We start from the raw sequence: 21821 nt of genomic DNA on the forward strand, positions 1-21821 counted from the left end.
GAAAATCTGCGTTTGTAATTCTGCGGTTTTCTGCGGGTAAAAAAATAAACCTACTCAGCTAAATTCATTTAACATAAAAACAGGTTTCATTTCAGCCCAGTGCTCGTCAGGTTTCGCATCGACCAACCGTTGTTGAAAGCCCCCCATAAAAGCAGCCCATTCTGGTTGTCGAGGCATTTTGCCAATAGCTTCAAACGCCGTAGTCAGATCAATACCTTCTTCGGTTTCGACAATCATAAAGAGCCGCGTCCCAATGCGATAGATTTGCATGTCCACAATTCCACCCGCTCTGATTCCTCGGGGAATTTCGGGCCAAATATGCTCAGGTTGATGAAAATGTTCGTATTGAGCAATGAGTTCGTCGTCGTCTTTCAAATCGAGCGCCAAACAAGTTCTGTGTGTTTTCATCTTCGTTATTTTTTATAACCCAACTCTGCTCCTCCACTCACGGGCATGATACAGCCCGTTACAAACCGAGCGGCCTCAGAAACCAAAAACACCGCCACGTCCGCAATCACGTCGCCTTCGGGACAGTAGCCAAGGGTGTGAATATTGTCCAAATAATTTTCAATGGCCACTGGATTAGGTTGTTGTGTTGCCCATTCTCGTAGCATGGGCGTCCATACACCCGCAGGACAAATGGCGTTGACCCTAATGCCAAAAGAAGCATAATCCAAGGCCATGGCTTTGGTCAGGGCGCTCATGCCACCTTTGGTAGCTACGTAAGCCGCGTGATTTTCTTGTCCCATCGTTCCAACCATGCTGGAGGTGTTTAAAATACAGCCTTTGGTCGCTTTCAAGGCTTCGATGCCATAACGGGTCGTCCAATACACACTTTTCAGGTTGATAGAAAACAAGCTATCCCATTCGTTTTCGGTGGTTTGGTCGAGCGGTTTTGAAGGACTAGCAATCCCAGCATTGTTATGAATGACATCTATTTTCCCAAACCGAGCAAGGGCCGTTTCGACCGCCGATTTTACGTCCGCTTCCTGTTGTACATCTCCCACAAAACCAGCGTGTTCGTTGCCTAAACGGCTCATTAACTGATTCAAAGAAGTCTCGTTTTTGTCCATCACCAAAACCCGAGCACCCGCCTTTACATACGCTTCAGCACAAGCTTCGCCAATGCCCGAAGCACCTCCCGTGAGAAAAATTACTTTGTGAGCCAATGAGGTCATGTTTTTGGTGGCTTAGGGTTTCAAATCACTGCTGCTGCCTGCTTCCTGCGGCACTTGGTAATAGCCTTCAACGATGTTGGCTGGATGCACAAAGTAGGGTCGTAAATGCGGAATATGCTCTAAAAACAGGTTTTCATGCCCCATTCCGATGTGATTAAAAAGCACCAAATGTTGATGAATCTGGCCCATATCTCCGACGTGGGGCAGCACTGGGATATTGAATTTTTTGGCCAATAAACTAACCGTCAAAAACTCCGAAACACCTCCTACGCGCACGGCATCTACCTGACAAAAATCCATGGCTTTGGCTTGCAGAAAGTTCTTAAAAATCACTTTGTTGGGAATGTGCTCACCCGTGGCCACTTTAAAAGGGGCGATGGCTCGGGCAATGGCTTGGTGCCCAAAAACATCATCAGGATGGGTGGGTTCTTCAATCCAATACGGGTTGATACTGCCCAGCCGCTGACAAATATCCAAGGCTTGCGGTACATTCCATTTTTGATTGGCATCCAGCATAATGGTGGCGGCATCTCCCGCCGTTTGCCGAATCAACGTGGCTCGGCGGAGGTCACGGAGGGGGTCATCAGAGCCTACTTTGAGTTTAAGGGCCGTAAAACCTTTGTCGAGGGCCTGCTTGGTTTTTTCAACGATAAGTTCATCCGAAAAATTAAACCAACCGACCGACGTATCGTAGCCTTTGTAGCCCGTTTTCAGGACAGCATTTCTATTTTCTCTCGTTTTGTATTGTTCTTTGAGCAATTGAATGGCTTGCTCGCGGGTAAGTTCGTCTTCTAAATAGCTTAAATCCAGCGTATTTACGAGTTCTTCGGGCGATAAGTCCAGCAATAGTTTCCAAAGAGGAACCTGACGCGATTTGGCCCAAAGGTCGTAGCACGCGTTGACAATCGCGGCCAATGCCAAATGAACAACGCCTTTGTGCGGCCCCAACCAACGGTAAGAAGGGGAGTCAACCAGCGAGCGATAGGTAGCGCCAAAGTTGGCCATTAAGGCTTCAATCTCCTGACCTACCAGTTTTTCGGATAAAAATTGAATGGCTTGGCAAACCAACTCAGTGCCCGCCCCCAAGGTAAAAGCCAACCCTATTCCTTCCAGAGAGGCATCGGTTTTCAACACACAAACTGCATAGGCATATTGGGGGTCGGTGTGGGTTGCATCGGAACCCGACCCATTGGGGAGGTCAAAACGTCGGTCAAGTACCTGAATCGCAGAGATAACCATAACGGTTGTGAGGGTATAGTGGTTTCTATTTCTTTAACGAATTACTTCCTTGTCAACGTTTTCTGATTTTGACAAAGCCTTTATTCTGAAACGACTTGTTGTCTGAACGCATCTCCACTTTCAGGACGGAGCTTGTGCCTTTATCAATTTGGCCCGTTCGGTTGATAAAAAACACATTCTCTTTGGGTTTTCGTTGGATAAATTCCTGCAGTGTGTTGGGGTCTTTATCAAAAATAATTTCAGCTTTTTCTACCCACATCCCCGTCACGCTGACGGCATTGGTAAAACTCACTTCGTATTGGCCTGGTGCGGTGATGTACTTTCCTAAGTCGATACTCATTTGGCCTTTACCGTTTACAAAATCTTTGGTATCCCATTCCTGCAAAATGGTGTACTCTTTGGCTTCTTTCTCCGCTTTTGGGAGTTCAAAACCTGGCACGTAATAGGCCGCCAAACTCCGAATCAGGGGAGTGCCTTTGTGTTCGATTACTTTTAGTTTTATCGCCGTAACTGCAACATCGTCGAAATAATCAATTTTAGTCACCCCGATTGAGCTACCTGTGGTCAGTTTTTCCCACTTATTTTTGGTAAGTCCCCACACTTCATATTTTCTGATTCTGTGGCCTTGTCGGTAGTCTTCCTTCAAAATCAAGTGATTGATTTTCGTTGGTTTTTCGAGCGACAAGACCGCTTCTTTCGCGGCTTTGTTGTTTACTTCTGCCAAGGGACGCTCAAACCTTCGGTTGATTTCTGCCCCAAATTCAGCATACCTTTTTACATCTCCCGCTGGAATAAGCCCCGTTGTGTCGGGGTTAGAATTGAGCAGTAACGTACCTCCGTGCCCAACCGATTTGTAATAAATCTCCATCAACTCATCCACTGAGCGGCGTTTGGCTTCGTTTTTGGGCGACCAAAACCAATTATGGTTGTACAAAGTAACATCGGCCTCCAAAGGTGCCCAAACATCGCCGTCGGGGTCATCGTCGTATTGGGTTGCTACCCCCGACCTTAAAACCTTTCCTTTGAGGGAATTCCAAACGGGATAATGAAGGATGCCGCTTTCGGTGCCTGGCCAGCGGATGGTGGCATCTGAGCCCTGGAAAATGACCGCTTTGGAAGCATATTTTTGTAAAATATCGCTCACGGGCACTTTACACGAGCCATCAAACCATACTTCGAGCATCTCGCCATAATTGGCCAAAACCTCGGTGAGTTGTTGTCTGAAAATTTTGTTGTACGCTTCCTGTTTGGAAGGGTCTTTGGTGATTCCTCCGCTTCCAAGCCCCGCGCCCCATTTGATGTCGCCAGGGTAGATGTAAATACCCAAGTTTAACCCCGCTTTTTTGCAGGAAACTGCTAAGTCTTTTATCAAATCCCCTTTGCCGTTTTTCCACGGAATATTCCTAACGCAATACTCGGTGGTGTGGGTAGGCCACCAACAAAAACTACCCGCATGTTTGGCCACAAAAATGATTTCTTTAGCGCCCCACGATTTAGCCACACGGCACCATTGGTCGGTGTCGAGTTGGGTAGGGTTGATGCGGGAAATGTCAAATTCGCCCGTTTCGTCGTACTCTTGACCGAGCCAAGTTGCCACCCCAAAGTGGACAAACATAATGCGTCCCTGTTCCTGCCATTTGTACTGAACAGCCGAAGGTTTAGCCAACTGTTGACCCGATACTTTTACATGGGCAAATAGGCAAAGGATGATAAAAAACTTTTTCATTGAAAATGAGAATAGGTAAATCAAAGGAATTGTACAAAATAATGGGCGATTTTTGGCAAAAACCTATTTTTGGTTGCTATTTATCAATACTATATTTGCAAAAACGAGCCATACCTGCAAAAATGAAAGCTACTTACACCCTTTTGCCCGATTTTACTACCGCCCAAAAGCCTTTTGTAGTCAAGCAAATTATACGGTCGTCGTTTGCCACTGACTTCCACTTTCACAATGAATGTCAATTGGTCTATATTTTATCGGGTGCTGGTACTCGGATTATCGGGGGAACCATCGAACGTTTTGAGTGCGGAGATTTAACTTTTGTTGGCCCCAATGTCCCTCACGTATGGTACAGTGAATTTAACGCCGCAAGCGAGCACGAGCCTGCGGTGTCAGTGGCTTTGTACATTAATCCTACTACGTTGACGGAATACCTGAAACCCTTTGTGGACACAAAGTTGTTGGAAGAGTTTTTTGTGCAGTCTAAAAAAGGAATTAGCTTTTCTGGGAAGAAAAAGGAGCGGATTATTGGCTATTTGCAGGACATGTTAGAAAGTAAGAATATGCAGTTGTTGGCCTCTTTCTTACAGATTATGGTGCTTTTGCTTGACCCCGAAGACATGATTTGGCTCAATAGAACCCCGCTGCTTTCTACTTTTACGGATAAAAATCAAAACCGAGTTTCGCGATTGATGGAGTACATTCAGCAGAATTTCAGAGAAGACATTACCATTGAGCAAGCGGCTTCGGTGGCAGGGTTACAATTACATTCGTTTTGTCGTTTTTTCAAAAACCTTACTTACCGCACTTTTTCAGATTTTTTAAACGAAGTACGCATCGCCTTTGCCTGTCAGCTTTTACAACAAACTGACTTACCGATTACGCAAGTAGCTTTCGAGAGTGGTTACAGTAACGTGTCGTATTTCAACCGTTCGTTCAAAAAAATCCACCAACGTACGCCCAGGGAATTTCGGGCACAACTGAGTACTTTACGTTAAATTGCTTTTTTATCTTTTTTCCCCGCAGATGCACGCAGATGGAATACCCGCAGAATAGCGCTGATAGTAGTCTGCGCCAATCTGCGGGGAAAAATTTAGCCAGCAATAACGCCCAAACGTTGCCCTACTTTCACAAACGCTTCCACGGCGCGCTGCAAGTGCTCTGGCTCGTGACCCGCCGAAATCTGTACCCGAATCCGCGCTTTACCTTTGGGAACGACTGGGTAGAAAAAGCCGATGACGTAAATGCCTTCTTCCAATAGCTGCTTGGCAAACTCCTGCGCCAAGGGTGCATCGTACAACATAATAGGCACGATGGGGTGTTCGCCTGGCAAAATATCAAAACCTGCGGCCGTCATGGCCGCTCTGAAATAACGGGTATTGGCTTCGAGTTTATCACGCAGGGCGGTCGATTGGCGCAACAATTCTAATACTTTGAGCGAAGCCCCCACAATGGATGGCGCGAGGGTATTGGAAAACAAATACGGCCGCGAACGCTGACGAAGCAATTCGACGATTTCTTTACGAGCCGCCGTAAAACCGCCCGACGCGCCACCCAAGGCTTTGCCGTAGGTGCCAGTGATGATGTCGATACGGCCTAACACGCCTTTGTGTTCGGGCGTTCCGCGACCAGTTTTGCCCATAAAACCGCTGGCGTGGCATTCGTCCACCATCACCAACGCTTGGTATTGGTCGGCCAAGTCGCAGATTTTATCCAATTGCGCAATGGTGCCATCCATCGAAAACACACCATCGGTGACAATCAATCGGCGACGGCAAGAGGCACTGGCGCGGAGTTGTGCCTCCAAATCCTCCATGTTGTTGTGCTGATAGCGGAAACGTTTGGCTTTGCACAAACGAATCCCGTCGATGATGGACGCGTGGTTGAGTTCGTCGGAGATGATGGCATCTTCTTCTCCCAACAACGGCTCAAAAACCCCACCGTTGGCATCAAACGCGGCGGCGTACAAAATACAATCTTCGGCTCCCACAAAAGCAGCCGTTTGGCGCTCAAGTTCTTTGTGAATGTCTTGCGTACCACAAATAAACCGTACCGACGAAAGGCCAAAACCGTGGGTTTCGAGGGCTTCGTGAGCGGCCTTAATCACCTCTGGATGAGACGACAAACCCAAGTAATTGTTGGCACAAAAATTCAGTACTTCGCGGCCATTCTGAACGGTGATTTCGGCCGATTGGGGCGATACAATGATTCGCTCTGATTTATAAAGCCCTGCTTCTTTAAGGGCGTTGAGTTCCTGTTGGAGGTCGTTTTTGATGCTTGCGTACATACGTTTAGATAACTTTTTCGGTGAGGTGGGTAATCATTTCTTTCGTCATTTTGGGTAAATCGAAGCGGGGTTTCCAGCCCCAATCGCGCCGCGCGACCGAATCATCAATGGTTTTGGGCCACGAATCGGCAATCGCTTGACGGAAATCGGGTTTGTAGTCAACCTGAAAATCAGGAAAATAGGTCTGAATAGAAGCGGCTACTTGGGCGGGGGTAAAGCTCATTCCCGCCAAATTGTACGACGTCCGTACCGTGATGGCCGCTTCGGGCGCTTCCATCAGTTCCAGCGTGGCGCGGAGGGCATCGTCCATGTAAATCATCGGCAACAACGTGTCGGCGGCTAAAAAACACTCGAAGCGGTTGCCTTGAATGGCTTCGTGGTAAATGGCAACGGCGTAGTCGGTAGTACCTCCTCCTGGCATGGATTGGTAGCTAATGACGCCTGGGTAGCGCAGCGACCGCACATCGAGGCCATAGCGTTTGTGGTAATAAACCGACCAGTTTTCGGCGGCCACTTTGCTGATGCCATACACCGTTGAGGGGTCGAGGAGGGCCGATTGAGGCGTTTCGTACTTGGGAGCTTGCATGCCAAAAGCCGCAATGGAACTCGGCACAAATACTTTGTTGACTTGGTGGAGGCGAGCTACTTCCAGCACGTTGAGCAGGGTTTGCATGTTGAGGTTCCACGCCCAAAGCGGGTCGGCCTCGCCTTTGGCCGAAAGAATCGCCGCCAAATGATAGATTTGGGTGACGCGGTAACGCTGCACAACGCTGGCGAGCATCGTGGCGTCGGTGGCATCTAGGCGTTCAAAAATCGCTTGTTGGTTTTCTCCCGCTCGAAGGTCGCTTGCGATGACATTCTCCCAGCCGTAGAGGCGTTGTAAATGAGGCAACAATGCCGTTCCAATCTGGCCATTTGCGCCAATCACTAAAATCGTTTCCTGTTTCATAACTGTGGCGTTTTAGCTGATTTTTAACTTTTGATGAAGTGTAATTAACGGCACAAAGTTATATAGGCACTACTATTGACGTATATATTCCAATAAAATCCATTAATTTTACTGAACATCATTATTTTTAAAGAAAATTTCGCTAAACAGGATTTAATTGAGATAGGATAAAAAGAAAATTTTATGGCACTCGAATCGCTCGATGATATTGACAAAAAACTTCTACGGCTTTTGCAGGCCGACGCCAAGCTCACAACCAAAGAATTGGCCGCCCGATTGGGCCTTACCTTGTCGCCCGTTTATGAACGAATCAGGCGTTTGGAGCAGCTTGGGTTTATCAAACAGTACGTGGCTATTCTGGACAAAGACTTGCTTGGGCAGCCGATTACCATCTTTTGCCAAGTATCGATGCGCTACCACGACAAAGCGTTTATTGAGAGTTTTGAAGAAGAAATTCAAAAGTTGGAAGAAGTACAGGAATGTTACCACATGGCGGGGCAAGTGGATTTCTTGTTAAAAATCAATGTAGGGAGTTTGGACGAATACCATAACTTTGTCCGAAACAAATTATCAAAAATTGAAAATATAGGTACGCTCAATAGTACCTTTTCACTAAAAGTCATCAAGCATAGTTGGAGTTATACGGTGAAGTAACTTCACACTAAAAAAACAACGTATGAACATGAAACGATTAATCAAACCATTTCTATACGCCACGGTGGTGATGCTGATGAGCGTGAGTTGTAAGAAGGAAGGACCCAACCCTTTAGATGATGGAGTTGTCTCTTGTGCCGCAGGTGATTTATATGATTGGGTATTGATTGCTAAGCTTGAAAACGAACCCGCCGACGTAGGCCGAGGCGCTTTGCTGTTTAAGCAAGGTTTCACCGTAGGGGGAGGATACAAACCAGACCTGCCTCAGCATAGTATTTTAGTGTGCGGATTAAGTGATGACAAGGTAAAAGACTTGGAGCAGACCTACATTTTTACCAATGAATACATGCAAAACCCACGTTATCTCTATCGGGTGTGGGGACGCATCTTTTGGGCACGAGGTATTGGGGGATTTACTGGTCTTCCAGTATTGGCTGCTCAAATTGATAAAGTTGAAAAAATTCCATAAACCATTTTTAAACAACCACGGCAATGAAAAAGATAGTACTGTTAATTCTTTTAATCTCACGCTGCTGCCTATGAAACACCCTTCATTCTAGTAACAAAAAATTCACACTAAAAAAACAACGTATGAACATGAAACGATTAGTTATTTCCTCCTTAGGGGCTAAGGGGCTCCTCTACGCCGCCGCTGTGCTACTCCTGACAGAAGGCTGCTTTTCCAGCCCCTTTAAAAGCCGAACAACCACCGTCTTTGGTACAGTGACCGATAACGATACTAAATTGCCTGTAGATAGTGTGCAAATTATGATTACTGGAGGAAAAGGGGGAGTTGCTTCTAATGCCGATGAACTCAAGATAATTTATACTGATAAACAAGGCTACTACTCTACCACGATTGATGTTCCTAATAGTTATCACAAAATAACTGTACTAAATAGGTATTTTGATAAATTAAAGTACACTTTGAAATACCGTGGTTATTTTTCTTACAAAGACCGCAATCGAATAGATTATTGTTGTCCTGCAGAAATTGGTTCAAAAACGCAGTACGATTTCATGATGCTTCCCAAATAAAATCAAATTTTAAATTTCAATGTTATGAAAAAAGTATTTAAAAATTCATTGCGAGTTGTTAATACCCTTCTCCTTATTGGGCTGTCTTTTATATCTATGGTGTCAGCTTCGGCTCAAAAAGACAAAGATACCTACCAAAAGCAGATAGACGAGCATATCAATTGATCATCCACCCTTTTACACGCTGCTGCCTATGAAATACCCTTCATTCTAGTAACAAAAAATTTCACACTAAAAAAACAACGTATGAACATGAAACGATTAGTCAAACCATTTCTATACGCCACGGTAGTAATGCTCGTGAGCGTGAGTTGCGAACGAAAAGCCCCCTGCGACGACGGCACTTGTTGTGGCCCATCTCCGCAAAAATTAGCCTATGTCCAATCTTTAGTGAATGCTAAAGCTGATGTTGGTAATGATTGCTTAGTAATTGAAAATATAGGAACTACTTGGTTTTGTGTGCTTCAACAAGATGGAACTTTAGTGCAAAGTTTAAAACAAACCTATATAAACGGCAAACCTCAACCTTTTAAATATCGTGTTTGGGGGAAAATTTTCGATTGTGTTAACTGCCCTGTAAGTCAAGTAGGGGTTCGTGTACAGTATATTCAAGTTGAAAAAATTGAACAATTTAATTAAATTTTAAAGATTATGAACAAGCTTTTAATACTCTTTATTATTTCATATATCATACAAAAAAACTAACTTTCCTTAAAAAATCAATCTATTAGCCTTTTATATATTTACACATCTATCATTTACTAAATCATTAAAAAAATAATATTGACTTTAAAAGCATAGTACGCACCTTTGGCCATCTATCCGCCCTTTTACAAGCTCCTGCCTATGAAACACCCTTCATTCTAGTAACAAAAAATTTCACACTAAAAAACAACGTATGAATATGAAACGATTAGTCAAACCATTTCTATACGCCACGGCAGTGATGCTGGTGAGCGTAAGTTGTAAGAAGGAAGAACCAAACCCTTTAGACGATGGGATTGTCTCTTGTGCCGCAGGTGATTTATATGATTGGGTATTGATTACTAAGTTTGAAAACGAACCCGCCGACGTAAGCCGAAGTGCTTTGCTTTTTAAGCGGGGTTTCAACTTAGGAGGAGGATATAGTCCAGATCCACTCAGGTATAGCATTCTTTTATGCGAGTTGAGTGATGATAAAGTAAAAGGCTTGGAGCAGACCTACATTTTTACCAATGAATACATGCAAAACCCCCGTTACCTCTATCGGGTGTGGGGACGTATCTTTTGGGCACGAGGTATAAGTGATTTTACAGGTGTACCAATCTTAAGAACACAAATTGATAAAGTTGAAAGAATTCCATAAACCATTTTTAAACAACCACGGCAATGAAAAAGATAGTACTGTTAATTCTTTTAATCTCACGCTGCTGCCTATGAAACACCCTTCATTCTAGTAACAAAAAATTTCACACTAAAAAAACAACGTATGAACATGAAACGATTAGTCAAACCATTTCTATACGCCACGGTAGTGATGCTGATGAGCGTGAGTTGTAAGAAGGAAACCGAGCCACAAATTGAAGGCTTTGTATGTGATGACGGTTCTTGCTGTAACCCCGAACTTGAAGGGATGCGCTACCGCCACATTCGTACCTTAGAAGGAGCACTAGCCGCTCTATCCTGTGGTAACGTCAATTGTAGCCTTATTTTTAAAGAAAAAATAAAAGATTCTAAATACGACCACATACCGATTGAAAAAGGAGGTTGGCAACGAAAAATCCCCATTTGCCCCGTGACAGAGCATTTAGTGAAAGGGCTAAAATATTATTACTATGCTCATGAAGACTCAGTAGAATACCACTATCGAGTATGGGGTAAGGTCTATGAAAATGTAGATGCACGTTGCTTCTTATACCCTTGTTTTGATTTTAGTCTTGAACGTATTGAAAAAATCCCATAAACGTTTTGAAACTATGAAAAAGTACTTAATACTCTTTTTGGTTTATCTATTATGTAAGGCCATCCCTCACAATCAAACACTTATCTTTTTATATATTTACACAGTTACCGTTTACTAAATCGTTAAAAAAATAATATTTACTTTAAAAACATAGTACGTACCTTTTGGCCGTCCATCCACCCTTTTACATGCTGCTACCTATGAAACACCCTTCATTCTAGTAACAAAAAATTTCACACTAAAAAACAACGTATGAACATGAAACGATTAGTCAAACCATTTCTATACGCCACGGTAGTAATGCTGGTGAGCGTAAGTTGTAAGAAGGAAGACCCCGAGCCTGATTGTGGGTGTGACTCCCCCGTTATAAGGGAGATTCGAGACGTACCAGTACAGTTCTTAGGCGATTTTGTATTTTTTGTAAATCGCGACCCTAATTACGTAAGTTACTTTGCGAGTGCTTGTGACAGAACACTTCTAAAAGGTTTGGCGGCCTCTCCTCCTGATACTGGTAATTATCAGATAAGTGGATTACTTAAAGCTCCCTGCCTCCCAGATGGAATACAGCCTATTATTCCTTCCTTCCATATTGAATTAACGGCTATTCGTAGCTATCCTTAATTTTTGTTTCACTTATAAATTTCACTGAGATATCCACATATTTCAACATAAAGTGTTTATATTCAATATGTTATTTTCTTTTATTTTTAGGGCTTCTATATGCTCAGAAAGCTAAGTAGTGATAGGAACCTATTTTCTTATTTTAGTGTGCCGTAGGTACACAACATCGCTTACAAGTGGTGTACCTATGGCACACCAGATCGGATAAACCCTCATTGTTCTACAAATGTTAAGCCTCTATGAGGCACAAAACCAAGTACTTATCTTGAAAAGTTCGCGTTAAAGTAAGACAGGCATTTTTAAACCTATATGCCACAATTAAAAAGATTTTAATGCTTCCACTGTTTTTAATCTATGGGCACAGATATTTAAAAGCTCAACAAGACCAGCCCAAATACCTGCGTGAAGACAACAAGAACTTCAAAAACCTTACTACACGCACAGATAACGATGGTTGGATAGAGTTTAAAAAGGAAAGAATTTGGGTTCAGATTGCGTGCTCAATATCTTAGAATTGTACCCCAATTCAACGGGAAGAAAAGTAACCGTTCAGTACCGTTGTCCGAATGGAGGCTTCAAAAAAAATCATTCCGAGGAAGTTTTTGATTATTAAATAATATTTTTAGTTTACATAAAAAAGACGATTCTTTTGGGGAATCTCCTTTTCATATAGCCATTATAATAGTTAACTTTTTACTCTACCACAATACGCTTCACGGTACCGTCTTCGTTCTGAACAACACTGATGAAATAAGTGCCTTTGACGTTTTTCCCCAAATCCAATTGACCTACGTAATCGCCCGTAAAATCTTTCACTTCTTTTTTGGCGATTTGTTTACCTTTGGTGTCAGTTACCGAGATGGTCACGTCGCCTTTGGCGGGGGCATAAAAACGAACGTTCAATTCATTTTTTTCGGGGTTGTTGGGATACGCCTCTAGGCCACGGATGGAAGCAGGTTTTCCCGCACCGCTGATGTTGATGTCGCCGTGCCAAAACTCCTTGAATTTGGGTTCAAAATCGCGGCTCCATTCTTCCATGTTACGCTCTAGTTTACGCATCTGAGGCTCAATCCGCTTTTCAACCCGCTGCATACGGTCGGCAAAGGCTTCGTCGTCAAACTTAAACTCGTACGTACGTTCGCTTTTGCGGTCACCATTGCGCTCGCGTCGGTCAGACGGCTGCTCGTAGCGATAAATTTGCACGTCGCGTTTGCGGCCATCTTTTGGAATAACGGTAATGTGTTCTCGGTCGCCCCAACGTTCTTTGTCACGTAGCACGCTCGAACCCTCCTCAATTTCAACGCTTAAACGGCGATTGGCAGCGGCTTTGCTGTCGTTGCGAAGCGAATCCATGATGGTTTTCACTTTCTTCTCGCGTTCTTCTTCCGAAAGACCGTTGTACGTATAAGTCCGCTCAAACGTTTCTACTTTACCGTCTTTCTCCTCCGACATCCGCACGCGAATCGTCACTTTGTCTTTGTCGGCGGCTTTTTCTTCTTTCTTAACGTCTTGCGACATTGCCGTAGTGGCTACTCCCAGCCCTACTACCAGCGCAAAAAAAGTCATGTTTGTTTTCATAGGATTGCTTGGTTGTTAATTGGTGAATTGGCTCCGAAAGTTCGGCAACTTTCAGACGTTGACCGTGTTAAAGTTTCTTAAAATGTGTTAAAGGGTTGGCCGAATTGCGTTATTTTGAATGCACAATCGACGGATACGTTGAGAAAGTCGGAGTTGAGAAACGAAACGTTGCATGAGTTGGAAAAAAAATGATGACGAAACAAAAAATACGCTTATTGATTTCTCTGATGGGGCTGGCGGCGCTCAGTCTGATGGGGTTTCAATGGTATTGGATTACGAGTGCGTTGGCGTTGCGCAATGAGCAGTTTGAGCTCAAAGTCTCGGATGCGTTGCAGGATGTCGTCCGTAAACTGGAGAAACAGGAAATCATTTATTTGATTCGACAACGCGAAGAAATTGAACAGCAGCAGCGTAAACTGAAGGCGCTGAATAAGAACCGTTTGGCTCAAAAAACGCAAACTCCCAAGCACCGACTGCCCGACGAATACACGGCTTCGGCGGGGCGAGATGGCAACCTGACGGGCACCAACCCGACCGACGCACTGACGCCGCGCAATCGGTCGATGACTGATTTTCAGGCCAATCTTATCAATGAAATTTTGAGACAACGCAACGACGAATTGCCGCATATTGAGCGGTTTTTGCGGATTCATGCCGAACAAGAACGGATGTTTGAAGCGTGGTTTGACCAAATGGGGCGGGTACTAATGCCCGCTGATACGCTCGGCAATAGCTCGGTGATGATGACGGTGCGTTCGTCGGTGCAAAAAGCCCGTCACCCCCTCGAAAAAAGAGCAACACGCGACGAAAACGAGGCAAAATCAAAAACGCTGGCTTCGCAGACTGACTTGCTGAAAGATGTATTCAAAGACCTGCTGTTTAGCAAGCGCCCGATGGAGCAACGCGTAAATCGTTTGATGATTGATTCGTTATTGAAAAAATCGTTGGCCGAACGCGGCATTGGGCTGCCCTATGAATTTGCGATTCAAAACAACAATCAGTCCAACGTACTGTTCTCAACCATCGCTTACCGTCCCGATACGACGGGGAGTGAGCTGTTTCGGGCCAGTTTATTTCCCAACGAAATCAATACGCTGCCGAGTCAGTTACTGGTCTATTTTCCCGAACGTCAAGCGTTTATTTTACAAAACATGAGCTTTTCGCTGATTAGCTCCGCATTGTTATTATTGGTGATTTTGGGATGTTTTTACGTGGCCGTGACGACCATTTTGAAGCAGAAAAAACTCTCGGATGTCAAAAATGATTTTATCAACAACATGACCCACGAGTTCAAAACGCCGCTTTCGACGATTTCGTTGGCCGTGAGCATGGCCCGCGAACAAGTAGAAACACCGCAAAGTGAAAAAGCCAAAATCCAGCGGTATTTGGGCATCATTCGAGACGAAACACAGCGCTTAGGTGGGCACGTAGAGAAGGTCTTACAAATGGCGCTCCTCGACCGTGGCGAAATCAAACTCAAACCTACCGAGGTGAACATCCATGACGTGATTGAGAAAGTACTCAACAATTTGGGGGTACAGTTGGAGCAACGGCAGGGTGAAATCGAACTGAGCTTTGAAGCCACCAACGAATTGGTAGAAGCCGACGAGCTGCACCTGACCAATATTTTGACCAACCTGCTTGATAACGCCAACAAGTACTCACCAGAAGCGCCTCACATTGCCGTGGGTACGTATAGCGACGATAGTTTTGTCTATGTAAGCGTAAGCGACCAAGGACGAGGAATGACCAAAGAGCAACAAACCAAAATTTTTGACCCTTTCTACCGCGTTCCGACGGGAAACATTCACGATGTGAAAGGCTTTGGTTTGGGCCTTAGCTACGTCAAGAAGATGGTGGAGGCACACGGTGGAGCCATCGAAGTAGAAAGTAAATTAGGAAAAGGAAGTACATTTACCGTAAAATTGCCCTTAAAACATGACTAAACCTCCCATCACCCGCATTCTTTTGACCGAAGATGACCCGAATTTGGGGCAACTTTTACAAGAATACCTAACCAACAAAGGGTATAAAACCGATTTGGCTACCGATGGGAATGCAGGACTAAAGGCTTTTTTAGAAGGAACGTACGATTTGTGCTTGTTCGACGTGATGATGCCCAAAAAAGACGGGTTCTCGTTGGCCAAAGAAATTCGCCTGACCGACAAAGACGTGCCCATCATTTTTCTGACGGCCAAAAGCATGAAAGAAGATACGATTCAGGGGTTTAAAGTAGGCGCCGACGACTACATTACCAAACCGTTTAGCATGGAAGAATTGCTACTGCGGATTCAAGCAGTGCTGCGTCGGTATCAAAAAGCAACTTTTACGTTGGAGGCTCAGCCGAGTGTGTTTCAACTGGGAAGTTACACCTTTGATGCAGACCACCAATTACTCACGAGAAACGGTGTTCCGCAGAAATTGACGAGTAAAGAATCGGGTTTGTTGAAGTTGTTTTGTGAAAATAAAAACCAACCCATCAACCGCAGTTTTGCGTTAAAATTGATTTGGGGAGATGATTCTTACTTCAATGCCCGCAGCATGGATGTGTATATTACCAAGCTAAGAAAATACCTCAAAGACGACCCTGCGCTTCAAATTATGAACCTCCACGGCGAAGGGTTTAAGTTGTTGGAAGATGTATAATACCCATAAAGTTTTGTTTACTTCGACTGGTAGGGGCCATACACCGCCTTGACACGAAACGATTCGGCGGTATCGTCCAGTACCATTATTTGGTACTTTTTCCCGCCTTTTTCGACCCGTATCACCACGTGTCCACCTTCGCTTTGGAGGCGAGGCAACAAATCAGCAATGGCCGTTTTGGCTTCTGGAAGCAGGTTGGTCATAAAAACATCGCGCGGGCCTTTGTAATACTCTTCCGAAAACATCCGCTCAAGCACATCCTTCCCTGGATGCGCCGATGCCCAGCTCGGCACCACCATTACGCGCGGCTGCAAACGGGTCAACAACGTCCCATTTTGGGAATCAGGATAGCCGTGGTGGTCAACGAGTTGTACCTCTACTGGCCCTACCACCTGCGCAATCGGCGTTTCTACATCGTGCCACGCGGGTACGCCAAATCGAATCACCCCTTGTAAATCTCCCCCCGAGAAATATTCGAACTTCCCATAGCGAATCTGAAACACGGCACTGCACATATTTTCATTGGGAAAATCAGCCGATTTTAGCGAAGACAGCGGAGGGAAAAGCGGCGTCGTTTGATTTCCTGAGCCCGTCCACATTTCCCCATTAACGGCAATGTTTCGCACCTCAAAAGGGTATTTCTTGCTTTTCAATGGCACAATTTGGTCGTTACTTCCCGCCCGAAAACGCTCAATGGCCATCCCTTTGTGTTGCTGTTGCCATTGCAAAAACCGCCGATAATTACTCACCATCGAATCGGCCGTCATGGGAGTAGGATACGAATAATCAGGCCAACCTCGGTCAATGATTTTTCGAATTGGAATGAACTCCCCCACTTCCGTAATTCCTGCCAACGTGTATCCAGCACCAGATTGCTTCTTAACATTGAGAGGGGTGCCCATGTGGTCGTCGTGGAAATGAGAAATGAGGGCGTAGTCAATAGCTGGTGAAGTCTGGTGCGTCAATGCTTTCTGAACATAGCGCGCAATCCACTCCCCCGCTTGTCGTTCGTTGGAGGGTTTTGTTGGAATATTTCGGGGCTTATTCGTCCGCCAATCTCGTGAATTGATAGCGCCCGCATCCACCAGCAAGGTCGTTCCGTCGGGAAATACCAGCAGCGTAGCATTTCCCTGTCCTGTATTGATGTGGTGAATATCCAACCCACCTTCTTTCCACTTCGCTAACGGTTTCCCTACCTGCTGAGCCAACGAGCAAAGGGACAAAAGGCAAAGGGCAAGGAGCAAAGCCAGCCGTGGGGAGGGTTGCTCACAACCCGACGACTCCTGAGAAGGTCGAATGAAGAAAGTAGAATGTCGAATATATTGAGCGTAAATCATTTCTGTGGGGAGGGTTGCTCACAACCCGACGACTGCTGCGAAAGTGCAGAATGTCGAATATATTGAGCGTAAATCATAATCCAATGAGTAATGAAACGAAAGAAAAACTGAAAACCGTAAACCCCAAACCGAAAACCGAACTCACTTCACTAATCGTTTGCGCAACAAAAGATACAGTCCTAACGTCAGTAACCATTGCCCAATCATCAGGGGAAAATTGAGCTCGTTCATCATCCAAATAGTCGCTGTAGGAATAGAACTACTCGGATAACCCACCACCAAAAATGCGTACAGGTTATTGGCCGCATGAACCCCCAAAGGCAGCTCCAGGCTTCGGTCATACACCGTAAGAAGGCCAAAAAATACCCCTACGCCAATGTAGTAAATCATGGCAATGCCCAATGAACCTGCCGCCTCTACCTCATCGTTGAAACTGTGCGCCAATCCAAACAAGATAGCGGGAATGGTTACTCCTACCCAAAAATTCCAAGAACCAATGCCCTGCATCAAATACCCCCGAAAAAACAATTCCTCAAAAGAGGTTTGAAAAGGAATAAAAAGCAGCCCCACAATCAACGATGGCAAAAACTCCGACCAGTTGAGGCTCAAACGGTATTTATCAGGAAAAAGCAAGTAAGTAACTAGCTCCACGGCTACGGAACAGCCAAGCCACAGCCCACCCGACGCCACTACACGTTTCCAGTTGACTTGCCCCGAAGGAACAATCATCGTAAACGGTGAACGCTTGTGAATGTACTGAACACAAAACCAAAGTGTGCCCAAGGCTACGACGAAGGATAAAAAAACCAACGCCATTACCAAGTAAATTGGCAAAGATAGCTCGTTTGAGCGCAGTTCTACCATCGCCCAAGCGCCTGGGATAGACCCAACGACGTTGGCAATAACTACCAGCAAAAAAACCGCTACGTAAAGGCCAAGGCGGTTGTCGCCTTGCTTAGAAGCGTCAATAAAAGAGTTGGGTTGAAGTGGAAGCATAGGAGTATTTATAGCAATTTAAGACATTTTGTCATTAATAATAAATGAAAATTCCACTAATTGCGACATTTTGTCATTAAAATTATCAAAAAAATCGCATGGTACAGGATTTGACCTTAGTAAGGCGTTGATGCAGTAAAAAAAGTCAATAACTAGCACAACTCAATTACAAACAACATAAAAACTTAAAACTACTAGCAACCATGGCAACTTTAGTAAAAACCAACGGCAACTTCCCCACTTTGTTCGGCAACGTATTCGGAAAAGATTTTAACGAGCTTTTTGCTCCCGCTAACTTGACAAACTACGGTGTCCCTGCCGTAAACATCGTTGAAGGCGAAAGCGGATTCCGACTTGAGGTAGCTGCTCCAGGTTTGAAGAAGGAAGATTTTAAAATCAACTTAGAAAACAATGTACTGAGCATTTCGGCTCAAAAAGAGCAAAAAAGCGAAGAAACCACCGAAAAATATACGCGCAAAGAGTTCAGCTTTAACAGCTTCCGCCGCTCTTTCACTTTGCCCAATACCATCGACGGCGAAAAAATCGCGGCTACTTATACCGACGGGGTATTGAACGTAGAGCTTCCTAAAAAAGAAGAAGCGAAGAAAACTCCTCGCTTGATTGAAATTGCGTAAGTAAGTCTGTAGGTTGGGGTATGAGTACCCCAACTCACAGGCTAAGCCACAAATGAGAATGTGCGTCGGGGTACTCATACCCCGACGTTTTTTTATAACAAGACTATATCGTTGGCATTGGCGACTTCAAAGTTTTGGGTACGTAGATTTTGGACAATCACCACCGAAGATTCACGGGCTTTGGCCACTGCCACCAAGTTTCCTTCCGAATTGAGTAGCTCCACCACTTCGCCCGCTTCAAAATCGCCCGCTACGTTTTTAATCCCAACGGCCAAAAGGCTTTTCCGATTTTGAAGGGCTTGCGCAGCGCCGTCGTCGATAGTAATACGACCTGCGACCAAACTCCCACTTCCTAACCAGCGATTACGCGCCGAAAGGCTATTGTCTTGAGGAGCAAAAACGGTTCCTGTTTCTTCACGAATCGCGTGCAAAATCCCATCGGGTTCGTTCATTCCAAAAATAATGGTACGAATCCCCATACGCGTCGCCAACTTGGCAAACGTCAGTTTCGACGTCATTCCTCCTAAGCCTACACTTGATTTATCGCTTCGCACAAACTGAAACACGTCATTGACCTGCGACACGCGTGGAATCACTTGGCCTTTATCATCCAACAAACCTCCTACCGACGTACAAAGCATCAGGGTATCTGCCCCAAATCCAACGGCAATGAGGGTAGCGAGTTCGTCGTTGTCCGAAAACTTTAGCTCGTGGCTACTGACCACGTCGTTTTCGTTGACGATTGGAATGATGCCGTTTTCCCACAGTTCTTGAAAAGTGTCTTTCATTTGCAAAAACTGGTCGCGGTTGGCAAAGTGCCCCCGTTCGCACAGGCTTTGCGCCACGGGAATGTCGTAAGGCGAGAAAAACTGCGCGTATTTGTTCAACAACAATAAGTTACCGATGGCCGCCGCTGCTTTGCGTTGGGTGATTTCTCCCGCGTAGCTGCGGATGTACTGTTTCCCCGCCGCCACGGCCCCCGACGACACAATAACGACGTGGTAGTCGGTGTATAACTGCGCTACTTGACGGGCAATTTCCACCATCACAAGCTGATTGAGTTCTCCGTTTGCTTTGGTGATAGCTGCACTTCCGAATTTTAAAACTAAGATGGGCTTTGACATACAACTCGTAATCTTTGCGGCAAAGGTACAAAGGCTGACCCAAAGAGTACACTACTTTTCAATCGTCAATTCATCTTTTACCTTCCCGTCAGGGTCGAGGCAACGATACACTAAGCGGTTGCCGTCGATGCGGATGTGCTGATACACAGGGCCGCTTTGAAAACGCGCCGCCGCATACGGCTCCTCTGGCCATTCTTTGTGGTGACTCGGGATGCTAATGGAAATGGTATAAATCGTCCCATTTTGGGGACTTTCTACTATTTTTTCGGCTTTCATGGGTTTGCTGCGCATGTAATAATGCACGTGCCCGCTCATGACCATGTCCACGTGGTAACGGTCAAAAAGAACGCCCCACTCTTTGCGGATTTGCGAATAGTCTTCTTCAAAATTATAGGGTGGAAAATGCAGCATCACAAACTTCCATTTGGCTTTTGAATTGGCCAACTGCTGTTCTATCCAAGCCGTTTGTTCGTGGTTCAAAAACGTCCCGTCAATCATCACAAAAAGGGCATTTTGGTACTCAAACGAATACGTACGCTCTTTGGGCAACTGTGCAGGCCCGTTGGTAGGTAAGCTAAAAAGTTGTTGGTACATCGCCGCCCCAAGGCCGTCTTGGCTATCGTGGTTGCCTGGAATGGGCATCAGCGGCTTGTAACTCAAAACATTGCCTGAATGATGAAAAAACTCGTCCCATTCGTCGCGGTTCAGGCCCGTACTGACCAAATCTCCGATAATAGAATAAAACGAAATTTCGGGGTGGCGGGCTAACGTTTTTTGCGCCATTGCTCCCCAATCGGGCGACTTGTGGGTATCGCCAAACCAAATGAACGAAAAGCCCTCGGGTGTCGCAGCTTGGGTTTTAAACGACGCCACATCCGACCAGCCACCGCTCGCCGAACCTACGCGATAGTGATACGTAGTGGCGGGTTGCAATCCTCTCAAATGCGCCGAAAAATGATTGATGTAACGGTCGTTGCGAAGAAGTCGGTCTTCAATCGTTATCATTGAGGCTTCTGTCCGCAGCGTATCTGTTGTTTGGGCTTTCCAGTAAATTACTTGCCCTTTTGTTACGTTAGGTCGCGTGCGCCACTGCACGTCCATCGTCGTTTTGGGATCGCCGCTGAGGTTGAGCACTACTTGGTCAGGATGCGACTGCGACGGGTAAGGCGTCTGTCGAAATGCGTTTTTTAAATGGGCTTCCCGCGCCCGTCCCCGAATCGTCGTAAAGAGTATTTGGCCTTTCAATGCTTCAGGGACTTCTTCCAGTACCAAATCGTCCCAATCGTGGTAAGTAAATGCGCCTACTTTCATTTCGTAGAACTGTTGATTGGCTGGCGATACCCGCGAAATCTTTACTTTCTCACCCTTTTTTTGAGGACCTACGCTGATAAAATACACAGGACGGTGTTTGTCGAATCCGTTTATTCCCAACTGAACAATTCCCTTGTTAAACTTCTTTTGCCAAACTTCGTAGGTATATTCTTCGTTTTTGACTTGCATGGTAGTTTTTTGGAAACCACTTTTCACCAACCAAAACGGAGGAACTTTCTGGGCTTGGTCGCGCATGAGTGAAACCACCACGGGGACGTTCACCTCAAACGTCCAGTAGCGCGTTGCTAAAATTTGGCGTTCTTTTGCCGACAAAAAGCCAAGGATGTATTCGTCCGAAATTGTGTCTAACTGAGCGGGAGTCAATTGTTGGTACAAGCGCGTCACCGCGCCGTCGAGCACTTCTTTGACCGTGGTTTGGGCTTGGATTTTGAACGTAAAAAAAGCGAGAAAAATGAATGGTGTGAGAAAACGTAATTGCATAAAAATCAATTAATTAAAACTTATCTATATCTTCCCGAAAGTTTTAAACTTTCGGGAAGGTA

General features: G+C 45.2%; 23 protein-coding genes. 12 read left to right on the forward strand and 11 right to left on the reverse strand.

All coding sequences use genetic code 11. The annotated features are described in order from the left end of the window. Nucleotides 1–54: 54 nt before the first annotated feature. Genes DTQ70_RS20895 through DTQ70_RS20910 form a run of 4 tightly spaced genes read right to left on the reverse strand, consistent with a single transcriptional unit; the run spans nucleotide 55 to nucleotide 4143 of the window. Nucleotides 55–408, reverse strand: a complete 354-nt coding sequence (locus DTQ70_RS20895; protein ID WP_122932614.1) for an L-rhamnose mutarotase — start codon at nucleotides 406–408, stop codon at nucleotides 55–57. A 5-nt stretch (nucleotides 409–413) separates the two neighbouring features. After that, entirely contained in the window at nucleotides 414–1178 is a 765-nt protein-coding gene (locus DTQ70_RS20900) for an SDR family NAD(P)-dependent oxidoreductase (protein WP_122932615.1), read from the reverse strand. A 12-nt stretch (nucleotides 1179–1190) separates the two neighbouring features. After that, nucleotides 1191–2417, reverse strand: a complete 1227-nt coding sequence (locus tag DTQ70_RS20905; protein ID WP_122932616.1) for an enolase C-terminal domain-like protein — start codon at nucleotides 2415–2417, stop codon at nucleotides 1191–1193. 52 nt (nucleotides 2418–2469) lie between these two features. After that, nucleotides 2470–4143, reverse strand: a complete 1674-nt coding sequence (locus DTQ70_RS20910; protein WP_122932617.1) for an alpha-L-fucosidase — start codon at nucleotides 4141–4143, stop codon at nucleotides 2470–2472. A 122-nt stretch (nucleotides 4144–4265) separates the two neighbouring features. Here DTQ70_RS20910 and DTQ70_RS20915 point away from each other — a divergent pair, with 122 nt between their 5' ends. After that, nucleotides 4266–5138 (forward strand): AraC family transcriptional regulator, encoded by an 873-nt coding sequence (locus DTQ70_RS20915; protein ID WP_122934500.1) that lies wholly within the window; start codon nucleotides 4266–4268, stop codon nucleotides 5136–5138. 95 nt (nucleotides 5139–5233) lie between these two features. Here DTQ70_RS20915 and kbl read toward each other — a convergent pair whose 3' ends face one another. Both kbl and DTQ70_RS20925 read right to left on the reverse strand, forming a co-directional pair. After that, nucleotides 5234–6427 carry a glycine C-acetyltransferase gene (kbl, locus tag DTQ70_RS20920; RefSeq protein ID WP_122932618.1) on the reverse strand — a complete coding sequence of 398 codons (1194 nt, stop codon included), beginning with the start codon at nucleotides 6425–6427 and terminating at the stop codon, nucleotides 5234–5236. 4 nt (nucleotides 6428–6431) lie between these two features. Next, nucleotides 6432–7376 carry an NAD-dependent epimerase/dehydratase family protein gene (locus tag DTQ70_RS20925; RefSeq protein WP_122932619.1) on the reverse strand — a complete coding sequence of 315 codons (945 nt, stop codon included), beginning with the start codon at nucleotides 7374–7376 and terminating at the stop codon, nucleotides 6432–6434. Between the two features lie 183 nt (nucleotides 7377–7559). On the opposite strand from DTQ70_RS20925, the gene DTQ70_RS20930 reads away from it, so the two are divergent. The 8 genes from DTQ70_RS20930 (at nucleotide 7560) to DTQ70_RS20960 (ending at nucleotide 11631) form a co-directional block, all read left to right on the forward strand. Beyond that, nucleotides 7560–8030, forward strand: coding sequence for an Lrp/AsnC family transcriptional regulator (locus DTQ70_RS20930; protein ID WP_122932620.1), 471 nt, complete (start codon nucleotides 7560–7562; stop codon nucleotides 8028–8030). Between the two features lie 28 nt (nucleotides 8031–8058). Then, on the forward strand, nucleotides 8059–8499 hold the full coding sequence (locus DTQ70_RS20935; protein ID WP_164490137.1) for a hypothetical protein: 441 nt from the start codon (nucleotides 8059–8061) through the stop codon (nucleotides 8497–8499). A gap of 128 nt (nucleotides 8500–8627) precedes the next feature. Then, a complete protein-coding gene (locus DTQ70_RS20940; RefSeq protein ID WP_164490138.1) occupies nucleotides 8628–9068 on the forward strand; it encodes a hypothetical protein in 441 nt (146 codons plus the stop codon). 24 nt (nucleotides 9069–9092) lie between these two features. Beyond that, nucleotides 9093–9233 (forward strand): hypothetical protein, encoded by a 141-nt coding sequence (locus DTQ70_RS30820; protein ID WP_164490139.1) that lies wholly within the window; start codon nucleotides 9093–9095, stop codon nucleotides 9231–9233. Nucleotides 9234–9320: 87 nt separating this feature from the next. After that, nucleotides 9321–9707, forward strand: a complete 387-nt coding sequence (locus tag DTQ70_RS20945; protein WP_122932623.1) for a hypothetical protein — start codon at nucleotides 9321–9323, stop codon at nucleotides 9705–9707. Between the two features lie 265 nt (nucleotides 9708–9972). Then, nucleotides 9973–10413: a hypothetical protein gene (locus DTQ70_RS20950; RefSeq protein WP_122932624.1), complete on the forward strand. Its 441-nt coding sequence runs from the start codon at nucleotides 9973–9975 to the stop codon at nucleotides 10411–10413. A 129-nt stretch (nucleotides 10414–10542) separates the two neighbouring features. After that, nucleotides 10543–11010 carry a hypothetical protein gene (locus DTQ70_RS20955; RefSeq protein ID WP_122932625.1) on the forward strand — a complete coding sequence of 156 codons (468 nt, stop codon included), beginning with the start codon at nucleotides 10543–10545 and terminating at the stop codon, nucleotides 11008–11010. A gap of 258 nt (nucleotides 11011–11268) precedes the next feature. Beyond that, nucleotides 11269–11631 (forward strand): hypothetical protein, encoded by a 363-nt coding sequence (locus tag DTQ70_RS20960; protein WP_164490140.1) that lies wholly within the window; start codon nucleotides 11269–11271, stop codon nucleotides 11629–11631. A gap of 693 nt (nucleotides 11632–12324) precedes the next feature. Here DTQ70_RS20960 and DTQ70_RS20970 read toward each other — a convergent pair. After that, complete coding sequence (locus tag DTQ70_RS20970; protein ID WP_229599978.1) at nucleotides 12325–13209, reverse strand: T9SS type A sorting domain-containing protein; 885 nt, start codon at nucleotides 13207–13209, stop codon at nucleotides 12325–12327. Nucleotides 13210–13397: 188 nt separating this feature from the next. On the opposite strand from DTQ70_RS20970, the gene DTQ70_RS20975 reads away from it, so the two are divergent. Together DTQ70_RS20975 and DTQ70_RS20980 are read left to right on the forward strand one after the other, a co-directional pair. Then, entirely contained in the window at nucleotides 13398–15155 is a 1758-nt protein-coding gene (locus tag DTQ70_RS20975) for a sensor histidine kinase KdpD (protein ID WP_229599979.1), read from the forward strand. After that, entirely contained in the window at nucleotides 15148–15855 is a 708-nt protein-coding gene (locus DTQ70_RS20980) for a response regulator transcription factor (RefSeq protein ID WP_409050419.1), read from the forward strand. Before DTQ70_RS20975 ends, DTQ70_RS20980 begins: the two co-directional genes overlap by 8 nt. A gap of 17 nt (nucleotides 15856–15872) precedes the next feature. Here the strand turns inward: DTQ70_RS20980 and DTQ70_RS20985 are convergent, their stop codons facing one another. Together DTQ70_RS20985 and DTQ70_RS20990 are read right to left on the reverse strand one after the other, a co-directional pair. Continuing rightward, nucleotides 15873–17192 carry a ComEC/Rec2 family competence protein gene (locus DTQ70_RS20985; protein WP_229599980.1) on the reverse strand — a complete coding sequence of 440 codons (1320 nt, stop codon included), beginning with the start codon at nucleotides 17190–17192 and terminating at the stop codon, nucleotides 15873–15875. A 141-nt stretch (nucleotides 17193–17333) separates the two neighbouring features. After that, nucleotides 17334–18188, reverse strand: a complete 855-nt coding sequence (locus tag DTQ70_RS20990) for a CPBP family intramembrane glutamic endopeptidase (RefSeq protein WP_122932628.1) — start codon at nucleotides 18186–18188, stop codon at nucleotides 17334–17336. Nucleotides 18189–18391: 203 nt separating this feature from the next. Here DTQ70_RS20990 and DTQ70_RS20995 point away from each other — a divergent pair, with 203 nt between their 5' ends. Then, nucleotides 18392–18823 carry an Hsp20/alpha crystallin family protein gene (locus DTQ70_RS20995; RefSeq protein WP_122932629.1) on the forward strand — a complete coding sequence of 144 codons (432 nt, stop codon included), beginning with the start codon at nucleotides 18392–18394 and terminating at the stop codon, nucleotides 18821–18823. 92 nt (nucleotides 18824–18915) lie between these two features. Here the strand turns inward: DTQ70_RS20995 and proB are convergent, their stop codons facing one another. Beyond that, the gene (proB, locus tag DTQ70_RS21000; RefSeq protein ID WP_122932630.1) at nucleotides 18916–19947 is read right to left on the reverse strand and encodes a glutamate 5-kinase; all 1032 of its coding nucleotides are present in this window, start codon (nucleotides 19945–19947) and stop codon (nucleotides 18916–18918) included. A 51-nt stretch (nucleotides 19948–19998) separates the two neighbouring features. Further along, nucleotides 19999–21759: a metallophosphoesterase family protein gene (locus DTQ70_RS21005; RefSeq protein ID WP_122932631.1), complete on the reverse strand. Its 1761-nt coding sequence runs from the start codon at nucleotides 21757–21759 to the stop codon at nucleotides 19999–20001. Between the last annotated feature and the right edge of the window lie 62 nt (nucleotides 21760–21821).

The organism is Runella sp. SP2 (genome assembly GCF_003711225.1).
Classification (GTDB): Bacteria; Bacteroidota; Bacteroidia; order Cytophagales; family Spirosomataceae; genus Runella.

Bases quoted from the DNA above. Each gene is read 5' to 3' on its own strand.
- DTQ70_RS20905 (WP_122932616.1), bottom strand. From the start codon at position 2,417: ATGGTTATCTCTGCGATTCAGGTACTTGACCGACGTTTTGACCTCCCC.
- DTQ70_RS20930 (WP_122932620.1), top strand. From the start codon at position 7,560: ATGGCACTCGAATCGCTCGATGATATTGACAAAAAACTTCTACGGCTT.
- DTQ70_RS20925 (WP_122932619.1), bottom strand. From the start codon at position 7,376: ATGAAACAGGAAACGATTTTAGTGATTGGCGCAAATGGCCAGATTGGA.
- DTQ70_RS20895 (WP_122932614.1), bottom strand. From the start codon at position 408: ATGAAAACACACAGAACTTGTTTGGCGCTCGATTTGAAAGACGACGAC.
- DTQ70_RS20970 (WP_229599978.1), bottom strand. From the start codon at position 13,209: ATGAAAACAAACATGACTTTTTTTGCGCTGGTAGTAGGGCTGGGAGTA.
- DTQ70_RS20995 (WP_122932629.1), top strand. From the start codon at position 18,392: ATGGCAACTTTAGTAAAAACCAACGGCAACTTCCCCACTTTGTTCGGC.
- DTQ70_RS20955 (WP_122932625.1), top strand. From the start codon at position 10,543: ATGAAACGATTAGTCAAACCATTTCTATACGCCACGGTAGTGATGCTG.
- DTQ70_RS21005 (WP_122932631.1), bottom strand. From the start codon at position 21,759: ATGCAATTACGTTTTCTCACACCATTCATTTTTCTCGCTTTTTTTACG.
- DTQ70_RS20900 (WP_122932615.1), bottom strand. From the start codon at position 1,178: ATGACCTCATTGGCTCACAAAGTAATTTTTCTCACGGGAGGTGCTTCG.
- DTQ70_RS20940 (WP_164490138.1), top strand. From the start codon at position 8,628: ATGAAACGATTAGTTATTTCCTCCTTAGGGGCTAAGGGGCTCCTCTAC.
- DTQ70_RS20990 (WP_122932628.1), bottom strand. From the start codon at position 18,188: ATGCTTCCACTTCAACCCAACTCTTTTATTGACGCTTCTAAGCAAGGC.
- DTQ70_RS20935 (WP_164490137.1), top strand. From the start codon at position 8,059: ATGAAACGATTAATCAAACCATTTCTATACGCCACGGTGGTGATGCTG.
- DTQ70_RS20975 (WP_229599979.1), top strand. From the start codon at position 13,398: ATGATGACGAAACAAAAAATACGCTTATTGATTTCTCTGATGGGGCTG.
- DTQ70_RS20985 (WP_229599980.1), bottom strand. From the start codon at position 17,192: ATGATTTACGCTCAATATATTCGACATTCTACTTTCTTCATTCGACCT.
- DTQ70_RS20950 (WP_122932624.1), top strand. From the start codon at position 9,973: ATGAAACGATTAGTCAAACCATTTCTATACGCCACGGCAGTGATGCTG.
- DTQ70_RS30820 (WP_164490139.1), top strand. From the start codon at position 9,093: ATGAAAAAAGTATTTAAAAATTCATTGCGAGTTGTTAATACCCTTCTC.
- kbl (WP_122932618.1), bottom strand. From the start codon at position 6,427: ATGTACGCAAGCATCAAAAACGACCTCCAACAGGAACTCAACGCCCTT.
- DTQ70_RS20915 (WP_122934500.1), top strand. From the start codon at position 4,266: ATGAAAGCTACTTACACCCTTTTGCCCGATTTTACTACCGCCCAAAAG.
- proB (WP_122932630.1), bottom strand. From the start codon at position 19,947: ATGTCAAAGCCCATCTTAGTTTTAAAATTCGGAAGTGCAGCTATCACC.
- DTQ70_RS20980 (WP_409050419.1), top strand. From the start codon at position 15,148: ATGACTAAACCTCCCATCACCCGCATTCTTTTGACCGAAGATGACCCG.
- DTQ70_RS20910 (WP_122932617.1), bottom strand. From the start codon at position 4,143: ATGAAAAAGTTTTTTATCATCCTTTGCCTATTTGCCCATGTAAAAGTA.
- DTQ70_RS20960 (WP_164490140.1), top strand. From the start codon at position 11,269: ATGAAACGATTAGTCAAACCATTTCTATACGCCACGGTAGTAATGCTG.
- DTQ70_RS20945 (WP_122932623.1), top strand. From the start codon at position 9,321: ATGAAACGATTAGTCAAACCATTTCTATACGCCACGGTAGTAATGCTC.